Raw genomic sequence first — 14,323 nt, 5'->3', positions numbered from 1 at the left:
ATGATAGAAATTAGAAGAGCAACTGTTGCTGATGCAATTCATATCGCTTTATTAGGAAGAATTACATACACAGAATCTCATGGAGATTTCGTTGAAAATAAGAATGATTTATTAGAATTCTACAATACCTATTATTCCGTTTCTCAAATAAGAAAAGAATTAAATGATGCTGAAAATTTGTTTTGGATTGTTTTTTCTGATGAATTACCAATCGGTTTTGCAAAGATTTCTTTAAATGTTAATTACCCAAATTTAGAAGATAGCAACTCTTGTAAACTACAGCGTTTATACATTCTGAATGATTTTATAGCATTAAAAATAGGTTCTCAGTTACAAGATATCATTTTAAAAAAAGCAACTGATTTAAAGTTTACTTCAATTTGGTTAACAGCTTATTATAAAAACACCAAAGGAATTCATTTTTATAAAAAATATGGTTTCGAGAAAGTGGGCGATATCAACTTTTTTGTTGGTGAAACAAATTATGAAAACTTAGTATTTTCAAAAAAACTGTAGAAATGGAAGCATATCAACAATCAAAATTAAATAGAATTAAAAGAGGCGCCAATAGAGGAACTTACGATGTAGAAAAAATCAACACTATTTTAGATGCTGGTTTTATATGTTACGTAGGTTATATTTATGACGAAAAACCGATTACAATTCCGATGGCGTATTCTAGAAGAGAAGATAAAATTTACATTCATGGTTCTACGGCAAACAGAATGTTAGTTTCTATTTTAGAAAGCGGAGAAACATCAATAACCGTAATGCATTTAGATGGATTGGTTTTAGCACGTTCTGGTTTACATCACTCTGTGAATTATAGATCTGTTACACTTTTTGGAAGTTTAAAAAAGGTTGAAAAAGACACTGATAAAACGGATATCTTAAAGTGGATTGTAAATCAAATGGTACCAAATCAATGGGAATCGATTAGACCAATGCATCAAAAGGAATTAGATAGAACATTGATTGTAGAGTTCACGATTGAAACTGCTTCTGCAAAAGTGAGAGATGTTGGTGTTATTGATGAACCTGAAGATTATGATTTAGATGTTTGGGCAGGTGTTGTTCCTATAAAACAGGTTGCAGAATTCCCGATTTCTGATGAAGGAAAACCTAAAAATATGGAAATTCCGAAACACGTTTTAGATTATTATGAAGCTAACAAATAGTTTCTTCTTTTAAAAAATGATATTTTAGCTTCTGATTTTTTAATTTATAAAAATGAAGAAGCTTTTTAAATTTATCGGAATTCTTTTATTGCTTTTAATCGTTGCTGGAGGAATTTATTATTTTGCTAATAATGAATCTTTACCTGAAGGAAAAAAAGGAAAAGAAGCAGACGCATTGGCTATAAAAATGTTAAATGCATTAGATGGTGATGCTTTTGATAAAACAGAAATTTTAAAATGGAGTTTTAGAAACGAGCATTTTTATACATGGAATAAGCAAGAAAACATTGTTCATATTTCTTGGGCTCAATACAAAGTGACTTTATACACGAAGCAGCCAGAAAAATCTGAACTTTATATTGATGGAAAAATTTCTAATAATCCAGAATTAATTAAACAAGCTCAAAACTTTTTTAATAATGATTCTTTTTGGTTAGTTGCTCCTTATAAAATCTTCGATTCAGGAACAGAAAGAAGTATTGTAAAACATAAAAACAAAGATGCTCTTTTAATAACGTATACTTCTGGCGGTTCTACTCCTGGAGATTCTTATCTATGGATTTTAGATGATAATTATTTACCAACTTCTTTTAAAATGTGGACAAGCATTATTCCTATTGGTGGAGTTTCTGCAACTTGGTCTGATTTAAAAAGCACAAAATCTGGAATTAAGTTACCTACAAAACACACGCTTTCTTTATTCGGATTAGAAATAGATATGGGAGATGTAAGAGCTTATAACGAAAAGGCAGACGAATTAGCTGATAAAATCTTAAAAGCAATCAATCATAAAGCTTATAAAAACACACGTTTTATAGAATGGAGTTTTGGAGAAAAAAGACATTTTAAATGGGATAAAGAAAAACATATTGTGGACGTTTCTTGGGATACAATTCGTGTAAATTTACATCCTAGAAATAAAGAATATAGTACTGTATTCTTCAATGAAAAATTGCAAGAAAAAGCAGATTCAATAATTGTAAAAAAAGCTTGGAACATTTTTAACAATGATTCTTTTTGGTTAGTTGCTCCACATAAATTATTCGAAAACGGAATTTTAAGAAGCATTCAAAAAGTTGATGATAAAGATGCCCTTTTAGTAAAGTACACAACTGGTGGATCAACTCCAGGAGATTCTTATCTTTGGACTTTCGATTCTAATTATATTCCTAAAAGTTATAAAATGTTTGTTCCGAGTATGAAAATGAATGGAACTCCTGCAACTTGGGAAAATTGGATTACCACCGAATCAGGAACATTATTACCGACAAATCACAAGTTTTCTAACGGCAGAAATTTAAGTATGGGAACTGTAAAAGGATACAATTAATGACATCAAAAATATTGGCAAACGGAATTTTAAGAGCTTTAGGAATCCTTTTAGGAATTTTCCTTTTGGGCTATTTTTTATATGCAATTCAATCTGTAATTATCTATATCATAATTGCCGGAATTTTATCATTAATTGCAAGGCCTGTCATTCTATTTTTAAGAAGAAAATTAAAGTTTCCTAATACAATTGCAGTTGTTTTTACAATGGTATTAATGCTGGGACTTTTAACAGGTTTATTTGTAATGTTTATCCCTTTAGTTGCCGAACAAGGTAAGAGTTTGTCTTTGCTAGAAGTAGATAAACTACAAGAGAATGTTCAACAAATATTTAATCAAACTACCGCTTATTTTTCATCAAAAGGCATTGATGTTTTAGGTGAATTAAAGAATGTAGATTTTGTTTCTCAATTTAAAGAAATCCCGAATTTATTAAACTCAGTTTTAGGAGCTGTTGGCTCTTTAAGCGTTGGTTTATTTTCTGTATTGTTTATCTCTTTCTTTTTTATGAAAGATAGCCAATTACTCAAAAAAGGAGTAATGACAATTATTCCAAATGGAACAGAAGGCAGGTTCTCAAAATCATTAGAAACCATTAATGATTTACTATCAAGATACTTTATAGGTTTGCTAACTCAAATTACAATTCTATTTGTTTTATACACCATAATTTTATTGGTTTTTGATATTGACAACGCTGTTGTAATTGCTTTTTTATGTGCTTTATTAAACTTAATTCCTTATGTTGGACCAATGATTGGTGCCGTTATAATGTTTATGCTATCTATGATAAGTAATATTGGTTTAGACTTTCAAACAGAAATATTATCAACCTCTTTATGGATTATGTTTTGGTATTTAATTGCGCAGTTAGTAGATAATTTTGCAAGTCAGCCACTTATTTTTTCTAAAACAACAAAGTCTCATCCTTTAGAAATATTTTTAATTATTATTATTGGTGGCTTACTTTTTGGAATTGTAGGTATGATAACTGCAGTGCCAATGTATACTGCTTTGAAAGTAATTTTAAAAGAGTTTTTGTCTAATAATAAAATAGTAAAATCTTTAACCAAAGACCTTTAATTTTCTTTTGAATCCGGCAATATTACATCCAGAAGTTCAGCAATTTATTACTGATAATTTAAAATCGAACATTACAAAACTGATTTTAAAAGGAAGTCCTTTTGATAATATTTCTGTACAAGAATTAGCGAATCAAATTGTTGCAAAACAAAAATCAGAAAACAAACTATCTTCTTGGTTTAATACCAAAAACATTTACTATCCGGCAAAAATTAGCATTGAGCAAACCTCATCAGAAATTACGGCAGAGTATAAATCTACTTTAGTAAAAGGAGATTTGATTATTGATATTACAGGTGGTTTTGGTGTTGATTGTTTTTATTTTTCTAAACACTTTAAAGAAGTAACACATTGTGAAATTAACGAAGGTTTATCAACAATTGTAAAACACAATTATCAACAATTAAAAGCAAAAAACATCACTACTTTTTCTGGTGACGGACTTGAATATATTAAGAATTCTAAAAAAAAATTCGATTGTATTTATATAGATCCATCAAGAAGAAATGATATTAAAGGAAAGGTTTTTTTATTGGATGATTGCTTACCCAATGTTCCAGAAAATATTGATTTTTTATTTTCAAAGACAAATCAAATTCTGATTAAAAACTCCCCTATTTTAGATATTACAAGCACTATAAATGAGTTGAAATTTGTAAAAGAAATTCATATTGTTGCTATTCAAAATGAGGTTAAAGAACTATTGTTTTTATTAGAAAAGGATTTTGAAAAACCAATCAAAATTAAAACAGTAAATATTGGTAAGAATGATATTCAATCATTTGATTTTAATTATAAAGAAGAAGCAATATCAGAGTATTCAGAACCACTCACCTACTTATATGAGCCAAATTCGGCTATTTTAAAATCTGGTGGATTTCATCAAGTATCACAGCAATTAAATGTATTTAAATTACATCAACATTCACATTTATATACTTCAGAAAAAATAATTGATTTTCCTGGGCGAGTTTTTAAGATTGAAAATGTGATTCCATATAATAAGAAGAAAATCAAAAATTTATTACAAGATAATAAAGCAAATATTACCATTAGAAATTTCCCGAAAACGGTAGATCAAATTAGAAAAGAGACAAAAATTAAAGATGGAGGAAACTCTTACTTATTCTTTACAACACTCAATTCCAAAGAGTTTACTGTTATTTATTGTAAAAAAACAGATAAATAATGTTAACAACTAAAATTATTTCTGTTAACAACTAAACTTCCCTTTTCTTCAATTTAACGCTTTTTTTTATTAAATTTATAATGAGTTTAAGTGTTTTTAGATTAGGGGCTTAAAACACTTAAATAAAAAGTCTCGAATTCACTTTCGAGACTTTTGTTTTTTACCAACTACTTTTTTCATTAAGTTTGTATTAAAAGTACAACTTTCCATAAATGCAAACAATTACATATCAGGCACTAAAAATTAACAAAAACACCCAAACTTCTATTCAAGATGTTTTGGTTGTTGAAGCTGCATTGCAAATTAACATTAACAATGAACCTTATACAGTTGTTATGAGAACTCCTGATAATGACAAAGAATTAATAAGAGGTTTGCTTTTTGCAGAAGATATTTATAAGAGTGATGAAACTTTAATTTTCAATATAGAGAAAGAAGATTATGAAATTTCAACAATTATTAATGTTACTATTTCAAAAGATTTATTAGGAAAAGGTTATCTTAATAAAAGAACATTATTATCTGTTTCTTCTTGTGGAATTTGTGGTAAAAAAGAACTAAAAGACTTAAAGGTTGATGGAGATAAGTTAACTCAAAATCATTCTATTAATAGTGATTTATTACAAGAAATGCTTGCTAAAATGAATAGTTTTCAGCATACTTTTAAAAACTCTGGTGGAAGTCATGCTGCTGCCATTTTTAATAAAAAACATGAATTTTTAAATATCAGAGAAGATATAGGAAGACATAATGCTGTTGATAAAGTTATTGGAGATCTGTTGATAAAAGGGTATTTAAAACAAGCAAAATTCTTAATTGTGAGTGGTCGTGTTTCTTACGAAATTGTATCAAAAGCATTCATTGCAAAAATACCTATTATTGTTGCCGTTTCTGCTTGCTCTTCTTTAGCTGTAGATTTTGCAAAAGAGTTTGGTATTTGTTTAATCGGATTTACCAGAGAACAAAAAATGACAATTTATTCTAACCCATCATTTGTTAAAACAGAAGTTGATTATGTCTAAAAATCCAAATGAACAACCACCAGAAAAATTAACAGGAATTCGTTTAACTGAAGTTCCAAAAACTTCTGTTGGTATAAAGGCAATTGTTTCTGCTTTAACTCATATTAAGAATGAAGTTGGTGTTACTAAAGGAATTCAACTATTGTCTAAAATGAATCAAAGAGACGGTTTTGATTGTCCAGGTTGTGCATGGCCAGATCCGGATGAAAAAAGAGCTTTTTTAGCTGAATATTGCGAAAACGGAGCAAAAGCTGTTGCTGAAGAAGCTACTAAAAATAAAGTTTCTCCAATATTTTTCGCAACAAACTCTGTACAAGAATTATCTAAGTTATCTGATTATGAAATTGGTAAAAGTGGGAGAATTACGCATCCAATGTATTTACCTGAAGGAAAAGATTATTACGAAGAAATTTCTTGGGAGAAAGCTTTTAAATTAATTGCTGATGAATTAAATTCTTTAGATTCTCCTGATGAAGCTGTTTTTTATACTTCAGGAAGAACCAGTAATGAAGCTGCTTTTTTATATCAATTATTTGTACGTCAATTCGGTACAAACAATTTACCTGATTGCTCTAATATGTGTCATGAATCTAGTGGAGTCGCTTTATCACAAACACTCGGAATTGGTAAAGGCTCTGTAACTTTAGACGATTTTAATCATGCTGATTTGGTAATTGTAATTGGTCAAAACCCAGGTACAAACCATCCAAGAATGTTGGCTGCTTTGGGCGAAACAAAAAAACAAGGAGGAAAAATAATTACTATAAATCCTTTACCAGAAGTTGGATTAATGAGTTTTAAAGATCCACAAAACCCATTAAAATGGATTGGTTCTGGACAACAATTGACAGATTTATTTCTTCAAGTAAAAATAAACGGAGATGTTGCTTTGCTAAAAATTATCTTAAAGTTGATGAAAGAAAAAGAAGACGCTGAACCTAATTCCGTTTTTAATCATCAATTTATTAAAGAAAAAACAGCAGGAATAGAAGCACTTTTAAAAGATTTAGATACCTATTCTATTAATGAATTATTGCCACAAACTGGTTTAGAATTATCAGAAATAAAAAAAACTACAGAACTTATTATCAACAATGAAAACATTATTATTTGTTGGGCAATGGGTTTAACTCAACATAAAAATGCAGTTGATAACATTCGTGAACTTGTAAACATTTTACTTCTAAAAGGAAGTATTGGAAAAAAAGGAGCAGGAACTTGTCCTGTTCGTGGACACTCAAATGTTCAAGGAGACAGAACAATGGGAATTTGGGAAAGGCCAAAAGCATCCTTTTTAGACAGTTTAGAAAAAGAATTCAAATTTAAAGCTCCAAGAGAATATGGTTTTGATGTTGTTGAAGCCATTGAAGCGATGCATCAAAAGAAAGCAAAAGTATTTTTTGGAATGGGTGGGAATTTTATTTCTGCAACACCAGATACTACTTTTACTGCGGAAGCTTTACGTAATTGCAACTTAACGGTACAAGTATCAACAAAATTAAATAGGAGTCATTTAATTACAGGTAAAAGTGCTATTATATTGCCATGTTTAGGCAGAACAGAAAAAGATTTTCAAGGAAATAAAGAACAATTTGTTTCTGTAGAAAATTCTATGGGAGTTATCCATCAATCAAAAGGAACATTACAACCTTGTTCAAAAGAATTAATAAGTGAAGCAGCTATTGTTGTCGGTGTTGCAAATGCAACGTTAAAAAACTCAACTACAAATTGGTCTGAATTAATTTCTAATTACGATTTGATTCGAACTAAAATTGAAGCAACAATTCCAGGTTTTGAAAACTATAATAATCGTGTAAGAATTAAAGGAGGTTTTTATTTACCTAACAATGCTAGAGAAAACAACTTTACACCGACTAAAACTGGTAAAGCAAATTTTAGCGTTAATAAACCTTCAGAAATTGAGTTAGAAAAAAATCAATTTATGATGATGACGATTAGAACTCACGATCAATACAATACTACTATTTATGGTTTAAATGATCGATATAGAGGTGTTTTAAATGAAAGAAGAGTTATTTTCATGAATGAAGATGACATGAAAACTTTAGGTTTAAAAAAATTAGATTTAGTCGATTTAACAAGTCATTTTAAAAATGAAGAAAGAAAAGCAAAAGGTTTTTTAGTAGTTCCTTATAATATTCCAAGCCAATGTACTGCTACCTATTTCCCTGAAGCTAATGTATTAGTCCCTTTAAAAAGTAAAGCAGATATCAGTAACACGCCTGCTTCTAAAACAGTTATTATTACCATCAAAAAAAGATAAATATTACCTTATGAAAAAGTTTTTACTTGTATTAATCATTTTTATTTCTAATCAACTTATACATTCTCAAACAGAAGAAATTCCTACAAAAAACATACAAAAAGGATTTGCAAAAATAGATTTCCTTTCAATAGATATGCCCATTACCAATATTCCAAATGAACGAGCAATGGGATTTACTGGGATACACTACAACTTACTTTTTAATAACTCATTTTATACAGGTGTTGGTATTTATGGATCTGTAACTGGAGAAAGAGGAGGGTTTTTCACATTGGGTGTTAACGCAGGAATTAAAAAGTATTTTTCAAATGACTTTTATATTGATACCGGTTTTCACTTTGGTGGTGGTGGTGGTGCAGGTGCTCCTGATGGTGGTGGTGCATTTATTTTGCCTCATTTTAATTTAGGTTATAATTTTAAAAACTTCTCTATAAATAGTGGTTGGAGTTATGTTAACTTTTTTGATGGAGGAATAATCAAAGGAAATCAACTAAATTTTGGTATAGAAATTCCTTTAAATTTTGAATATGCAAATTATAAATCCGCAGAAAGAGAAATAAGTATTGATCGTTTAAAAGAATCTCGTTGGAATCAAAAACCAAAAAGGAATTCTTTAATGGTACATTTTAACAATTTAAAAGTATTAAGTGAAACCAAAGCAACAGGTGGTGAAGTTTTAGAAGGAAAAACGATAAAACTAGCAGGATTCGAATTTACTTCATATATCAATAAAAATTGGTTTACATTTTTAAAACTAGATGGTGCTTACGACGGTATTAGAGCAGGTTATATGGATGTTATTCTTGGTGGAGGATATCATGTATCAATGAATAAAAACAAAACAAACATTTTAGCCAAATTCGGTATTGGTGCTGGAGGTGGTGGTGGTGTAGATACAAAAGGTGGTTTTTTATTATATCCTGATGTATCTATAGAGCAACAAATATTTAAAGATATTTATGTTTCTGTAAATAAAGGTTTCTTGTTAACGCCAAATAAAGACTTTTCTACCTCTACATTTGGACTTGGGATTAAATACTATTTAGAACGAAATGGAGTAAAAACAAATAACAAATCTTTTACACAAGGAAAGTTTAAAGGATTTGACGTAATTGTGAAACAAGATATATACTTCAAAGCTGAAAGAATGACAGAATCAACAGAAAATATGCATCAAATTTCAGTACAAGTAAATTTAGATTTAAATAAAAATGTATTTGTTGCAGGACAAACTTCTTTTGCAAATTTTGGTAATGCAGGAGCTTACGCAGAAGGTTTAGTTGGTTTAGGTTTAAAAACAGCTTCTTTCTTTAATAATTCAACAACATTTTTTACACAATTTTTAGGAGGTGCTGCAGGTGGAGGAAATATAAGTACTGGACAAGGTTTAATACTTAAACCCAGTTTAGGCTTAGATTATCAGCTATCAAACACGTTAAATCTAAGAACTTCTGGAGGTTATGTTAAAGCCAAAGGAGGTGAATTAAGTAGTCCTTTTATCAACTTTGGAATAAAATACAACATATCTCTTTTAAAATTAAAATAATTTCATATATTTGCACCATCAACATCCCCTTGTTGATGTACCCTCTTTTTATATTTATAATGAATTTCTAACATGTTAGACAACCTAACGCGTTATTCATTTATTAAAGCTCCCTGACTTTATAAGTATTATTTAGTTGCTATTTTTTTAATAGTAACAGGATACCTAAAACTAAAGTCCTCTACAAAGTTAGTACCTGTTTACCTATTGAATAATAGTGTTTTATTAATTGTAAAATATTTTATTATGAAAAAAGTACTATTTGCTTTTGCATTTGTAGGGGTGTTAACAAGTTGCCAACCTGTAAAAACAGAATTAAAACATTATGAGTCTAATAAAGTAACGGTAGAAAAGGAATATCCTAATTATCATATTACTTCTTTTAGGCAGTATAGCTATGTCTTTCAGGTATCTAATCCAGAACGCGTAATTCAAGTTACTTTAGATAGTAGTGCTAAAATTGTTAAGAGAGATACTTTAAAAGTATTTAGCTCTCTTGCTGGAAGATAACTACTCTCAAAGTATATTTAACATAACTTAATTTCCCCAGTTTTGTATTTATAAGAGCAATCAAAAAGGTTGCTCTTATAGCCTTTTCAAATAATCAATTACAAAGTTAATTTCTTGCTTTGTAGTGTATTTAGAAAAAGAAAACCTAATAGAGGTTTTATCTGCATCAATAGTCTTTAAAATTTCTGTCAACACATGTGATCCTTTATTACTTCCGCTTTGACATGCACTTCCTCCAGAAACAGCAATTCCAGCCATGTCTAAACTAAATAAAAGCATATCATTTGCATAAGGAAAACGTACATTTAAAATAGTATAACTACTTTTATTTAAGTTTGAAGAAAGTCCATTAAATTGAATATCGTCTGAAACACTTTTCAATTCAGAAATAAAGTACTTTTTTAAATCTTCTATATAATTCTTATCACTTTCTAAATTAGAAATAGCAATACTCAATGCTTTTTCCATACCTAAGATAGAATGAACATTTTCTGTACTAGATCTTGCTCCCATTTCTTGATCTCCTCCATGAAGCATTGGTAAAATGCCGAACCCTTTTTTAAAATAAGCAAAACCAACTCCTTTTGGTCCATGAAATTTATGAGCACTCGCTACTACAAAATCTATTGGAGTTTCATGTAAATCTACAGGATAATGCCCCATAGCCTGAACAGTATCTGAATGAAAAAGCGCATTATTTTTCTTACAGATTGTAGAAACTTTTTCAACATCTAAAAAATTACCAATTTCATTATTTATAAGCATTAAACTTACCAATGTTTTGGTATCTGAACCAGAAAGTAATTCTTCTAAATGATCAGTATTAATAGTACCAAATTCATCAACATTAACATAATCAACAATTATATTATGTGTCTTTTCTATATGATTACACGTATGAAGAACAGCATGATGTTCAATTTTAGAAGTAACGATTCTTTTTACACCTAGGTTTAAAACAGCATTATGTAAAATTAAATTATCTGCTTCTGTACCACCAGCTGTAAAAACAATTTCACTTGCAGTAACATTAAAGTGTTTAGCAATTTTTTTTCTAGCAGTTTCTACTGCTGATTTTGCTTTTCTTCCAAATTGATGAATAGAAGAAGGGTTTCCAAAGTTTTCTTTCATAGAAGAATGTATCACTTCTATTACTTCTTCATCAATTTGAGTGGTTGCAGCGTTATCTAAATAGACTGTTTTCATAGCGTAAAATTACAATTAATTAATTCTGAAATACATAAACTTCTGTAGCTCCTAAGCCATATTTTTTATAAGAAGCATCGTAATACTTTATAGGATATTTATTTAATAATCTTTGAAGTTCAGATTTTAAAACTCCTTCTCCTACTCCATGTATAAATACAATTTTCGAAATTCTTTTAGAAATAGCAAACTCAACTTTATTTTTTGCTGTATCTAATTGAATATTCAAAATATCATAATTATCCATATTTCTAGTGGATTTCACTAGCTTATTAATATGTAAATCTACTTCTAAAATAACTTCTTTTTTTTCTTTTTTAAACAAACTCTTCTTTGGAGGATTTTGAGAAATTTTATCCTTTAAAAGAGAATTATTTATATCACTATATTTTGATAATTCGTGCTGCTCAATATCTACTTTTACTAATTCTGATGAGTTAAATTTAAAAATCATACCATCAGTTGTTTCCACAGAAATTTCATCACCATTAATATTGATGACCTTTCCTTTTAATACATCATCTAAAACCGCTACTTTATTTCCAATTTCTAAACACATTCTTAACCTTATATTTATTTGTTTTCAATTTTGAAGACAGTATATTTGCTGCAAAAATAACAAGATGATTATGACTTCAGCTATTTCTAGTGAAAATTTCTTTTTAAATGCTTATAATAAAATTACTTTAAGTGACGATAGAAAGAATTTACTTCTAAAAATCTCTGAAGGAATTATAGAAGAATACAAAAAAGAAGGAGTTGTTAATTTAAATTTCATCTGTACTCATAACTCAAGAAGAAGTCAATTAGGTCAAGTTTGGGGATTTTTTGCAGCTAATTATTTCGACCTAAATATTAATAGTTTTTCTGGAGGAACAGAAGTAACAGCTTTTTTTAAGAACACTGTAAAAACCTTACAAAAAGTAGGTTTTACATTTCATTTAGGAAATTTTTCGCATCAAAACCCAAAGTATATTATTTCTTTCGACGGAACAACTAAATCTATTTTAGGTTTTTCTAAGAGGTATGATGATGTTGAAAATAAAAATCCTTTTATTGCTATTACAACTTGTAATAATGCAGATACTAACTGTCCGTTTATCCCTGAAGCAATTTATAGATTTCACTTGCCTTTTGTAGACCCAAAAGCTTCTGATAACACAGAATTACAAGATGAAACCTATTTAAAAACGAACCAACAAATTGCTGCAGAAATGTATTTTATTTTCTCTGAAGTAAAAAAAGCACTCGTTTAAATTTTTAAATTTTTAAATTTTTATCATAAGGAATACTATCTAAGATGTGATTAATCACATTTATACGAGCATCCGTTTTTCTATTTGCCCTAATAATTTTCCAAGGAGAAATTTCTGTATTTGTTTTCTCGAACATAGATTTTTTATATACGGTGTAATCATCCCAAAAATCTTGAGCTTTCTCATCTAGTTTTGTCATTTTCCATTGCTTTAATGGATCACTTTTTATTTCTTCAAAACGTTTAGATTGCTCTTTTTTAGATATAGACATGTAAATTTTAACGACATGAATTCCAGATTCTAAAATCATTCTTTCAAAATCATTCACTTGATTCATAAAAATATCATATTCCTTTTGTGTACAAAACCCATTAACAGGTTCTATAACAGCTCTATTATACCAACTTCTATCAAAAAAAACAATTTCTCCTGCTTTAGGAAGTTGCTCTACATATCTCTGAAAATACCATTGAGATTGTTCGTCTTCTGTTGGTTTTGGTAAAGCAACAATACGCATATGACGTGGATTAATACGTTCTGTTAATCTTCTTATTGCTCCACCTTTACCTGCAGCATCTCGTCCTTCAAAAATAACAATTATTCGTTCTTCTTGATTAATTGCCCATGTTTGTAAGCGAATCAATTCTACTTGTAATTCTTGTAGTTTCTTTTGATAATCTACATATCGAATTGCTCTATCAACATTTAGAGGTTCTTTAGATAAAAGTGCTAATAACCCTTTTTTAGAATTGAGTTTTTTTAAATTTTTAGGTGATAATTCCATCATAAACTTAATCTATTTGAGTGTTAGATCTATAATAACGCATAACAACATTAGGATCAGGGTTTAAAACTATTTTCGCTTCCTTTTCTTCATAATCAAACTTTGATAAAACATGTCTAATTGCCTCTAACCTTGCTACTTTTTTATCGTTTGTTTTTATCAGCATCCAAGGACTGTATGACGTATGTGTTTTAGAAAACATTTCTTCTTTGTAATGCGTATATCTATCCCAAAGAATTTGTCCTTGTTTATCCACCGGACTAAATTTCCATCTTTTTAATGGATTTTCTTTTCTTCCTTCAAAACGTTTATGCTGTTCATCTTTAGTAATAGAAAGCCAGAATTTAATAATAATAACTCCATCTTCATACATCATGTGTTCAAATTCAGGAACTTGCACTAAAAATTCTTTGTATTGCTGATCTGAACAAAACCCCATAACAGGTTCTACAACAGCTCTATTGTACCAACTTCTGTCAAAAAAAACAATTTCTCCTGGGTTTGGTAACTCCTTAATATAACGTTGAAAATACCATTGCCCTTTTTCTATTTCAGTAGGTTTATTTAATGCAACTAATCTACTAGAACGCGGGTTTAGATGTTCCATAAATCTACGAATATTACCACCTTTACCAGCAGCGTCTCTTCCTTCAAAAATAATAGCGACACGTTTATTGTTGTTAGATATCCATCTTTGTAATTTAACAAGCTCTATTTGAAGCAACCTTAGTTCTTCATTATATATAACTGTTTCTTTTACTTTCTTACAAGATTTATTCTTCTCTTTTATAAGAGCGAATAATTCCTCACTAGTTTTAGCGTTCTGAAAGTCTTCTGAACTTAATCCTTCTTTGATTTCCATTAATTCTTTTTACTTGGTCTAAAAATAGTTTTTTTTTTCATAAATCAATAAAAAAAACAGCAATTTAATTT

14 protein-coding genes are annotated in these 14,323 nt (G+C 29.0%); 10 read left to right on the top strand and 4 right to left on the bottom strand.

The features are described from left to right. From BTO07_RS00250 to BTO07_RS00210, 9 genes are all read left to right on the top strand, one after another. The gene (locus tag BTO07_RS00250) at positions 1–516 is read left to right on the top strand and encodes a GNAT family N-acetyltransferase (protein WP_087519301.1); all 516 of its coding nucleotides are present in this window, start codon (positions 1–3) and stop codon (positions 514–516) included. A gap of 2 nt (positions 517–518) precedes the next feature. After that, on the top strand, positions 519–1,178 hold the full coding sequence (locus BTO07_RS00245; RefSeq protein ID WP_087519300.1) for a pyridoxamine 5'-phosphate oxidase family protein: 660 nt from the start codon (positions 519–521) through the stop codon (positions 1,176–1,178). Between the two features lie 52 nt (positions 1,179–1,230). Then, the gene (locus BTO07_RS00240; RefSeq protein WP_087519299.1) at positions 1,231–2,508 is read left to right on the top strand and encodes a hypothetical protein; all 1,278 of its coding nucleotides are present in this window, start codon (positions 1,231–1,233) and stop codon (positions 2,506–2,508) included. Then, entirely contained in the window at positions 2,508–3,590 is a 1,083-nt protein-coding gene (locus BTO07_RS00235; protein ID WP_087519298.1) for an AI-2E family transporter, read from the top strand. The genes BTO07_RS00240 and BTO07_RS00235 overlap by 1 nt, the downstream gene beginning before the upstream one ends. A gap of 7 nt (positions 3,591–3,597) precedes the next feature. Then, positions 3,598–4,779 (top strand): class I SAM-dependent methyltransferase, encoded by a 1,182-nt coding sequence (locus BTO07_RS00230; protein WP_087519297.1) that lies wholly within the window; start codon positions 3,598–3,600, stop codon positions 4,777–4,779. A 212-nt stretch (positions 4,780–4,991) separates the two neighbouring features. Next, positions 4,992–5,801 (top strand): formate dehydrogenase accessory sulfurtransferase FdhD, encoded by an 810-nt coding sequence (gene fdhD, locus BTO07_RS00225; RefSeq protein ID WP_087519296.1) that lies wholly within the window; start codon positions 4,992–4,994, stop codon positions 5,799–5,801. Beyond that, positions 5,794–8,085: an FdhF/YdeP family oxidoreductase gene (locus BTO07_RS00220; protein WP_087519295.1), complete on the top strand. Its 2,292-nt coding sequence runs from the start codon at positions 5,794–5,796 to the stop codon at positions 8,083–8,085. Before fdhD ends, BTO07_RS00220 begins: the two co-directional genes overlap by 8 nt. Before the next feature lie 10 nt (positions 8,086–8,095). Continuing rightward, complete coding sequence (locus tag BTO07_RS00215) at positions 8,096–9,634, top strand: hypothetical protein (RefSeq protein WP_087519294.1); 1,539 nt, start codon at positions 8,096–8,098, stop codon at positions 9,632–9,634. 246 nt (positions 9,635–9,880) lie between these two features. Next, positions 9,881–10,144, top strand: coding sequence for a hypothetical protein (locus BTO07_RS00210; RefSeq protein ID WP_157663247.1), 264 nt, complete (start codon positions 9,881–9,883; stop codon positions 10,142–10,144). A 75-nt stretch (positions 10,145–10,219) separates the two neighbouring features. Here the strand turns inward: BTO07_RS00210 and BTO07_RS00205 are convergent, their stop codons facing one another. Then, on the bottom strand, positions 10,220–11,350 hold the full coding sequence (locus BTO07_RS00205) for a cysteine desulfurase family protein (RefSeq protein WP_087519292.1): 1,131 nt from the start codon (positions 11,348–11,350) through the stop codon (positions 10,220–10,222). A 19-nt stretch (positions 11,351–11,369) separates the two neighbouring features. Further along, positions 11,370–11,909 carry a Smr/MutS family protein gene (locus BTO07_RS00200; RefSeq protein WP_087519291.1) on the bottom strand — a complete coding sequence of 180 codons (540 nt, stop codon included), beginning with the start codon at positions 11,907–11,909 and terminating at the stop codon, positions 11,370–11,372. A gap of 70 nt (positions 11,910–11,979) precedes the next feature. Between BTO07_RS00200 and BTO07_RS00195 the strand changes: the two genes are divergently transcribed. Continuing rightward, entirely contained in the window at positions 11,980–12,606 is a 627-nt protein-coding gene (locus BTO07_RS00195) for a hypothetical protein (protein WP_232457065.1), read from the top strand. Positions 12,607–12,610: 4 nt separating this feature from the next. Here the strand turns inward: BTO07_RS00195 and ppk2 (BTO07_RS00190) are convergent, their stop codons facing one another. After that, a complete protein-coding gene (gene ppk2, locus BTO07_RS00190; protein WP_087519289.1) occupies positions 12,611–13,390 on the bottom strand; it encodes a polyphosphate kinase 2 in 780 nt (259 codons plus the stop codon). 7 nt (positions 13,391–13,397) lie between these two features. After that, on the bottom strand, positions 13,398–14,252 hold the full coding sequence (gene ppk2 / locus BTO07_RS00185) for a polyphosphate kinase 2 (RefSeq protein ID WP_087519288.1): 855 nt from the start codon (positions 14,250–14,252) through the stop codon (positions 13,398–13,400). Positions 14,253–14,323 lie beyond the last annotated feature (71 nt).

The sequence above is a fragment of the Polaribacter sp. SA4-12 genome (assembly GCF_002163675.1).
GTDB lineage: Bacteria > Bacteroidota > Bacteroidia > Flavobacteriales > Flavobacteriaceae > Polaribacter.
Note: the sequence above shows the minus strand (reverse complement) of the source record. Positions and strands in the feature narration are given on the sequence as shown.